1 protein-coding gene is annotated in these 562 nt (G+C 39.1%); it reads right to left on the bottom strand.

Going from position 1 to position 562, the window contains the following annotated elements:
- The coding region (locus JHL18_RS21105) for a calcium-binding protein (RefSeq protein ID WP_274600988.1) at positions 1–562 on the bottom strand (562 nt) is incomplete at both ends.

The following is a 562-nucleotide window of genomic DNA, read 5'->3' as shown; positions in this document are numbered from 1 at the left end:
ATTTCCTTTATAACCTTTCATTATGGATACCATATCTGACCACCCTACAAGATTATCCTCTCCATCTGTTCCATCTATAGCTGTGGCTAATTGTTTTACTTTAGCGGCATCCCATGTCTTACCATCCGCAAACTGTATACTATCTACTGCATAAGTTCCATAGTTAAAGTATCCTAATACTACCGCCTTGTCCCCGGTCAGACTTCCGTCGGCGTTCTTTACTCTTAACTCTAAGTCATTTCCTACTCTTCTTGCTAGCACTTCACTTTCATTGATATCTTCCATCTTAAGAACATCTATGTCACTTGTGTAATCACTGCCAGTGTAGTTGTCTATCTTATCTACACCGTAGCCTTTCTTAAAGATATAGATGTCTGCTCCATACCCTCCATTTAGGCTATCGTTTCCTTCTCCTCCATCAAGCGTATCATTATACCTGTTTCCTGATATAGTATCATTTCCTTTATAACCTTTCATTATGGATACCATATCTGACCACCCTACAAGATTATCCTCTCCATCTGTTCCATCTATAGCTGTGGCTAATTGTTTTACTTTAGCG

It is taken from the genome of Clostridium yunnanense (genome assembly GCF_016595795.1).
GTDB lineage: Bacteria > Bacillota > Clostridia > Clostridiales > Clostridiaceae > Clostridium_AR > Clostridium_AR yunnanense.
The sequence above is the reverse complement of the archived record's forward strand: the minus strand, read 5'-3'. Positions and strand labels throughout refer to the sequence as shown.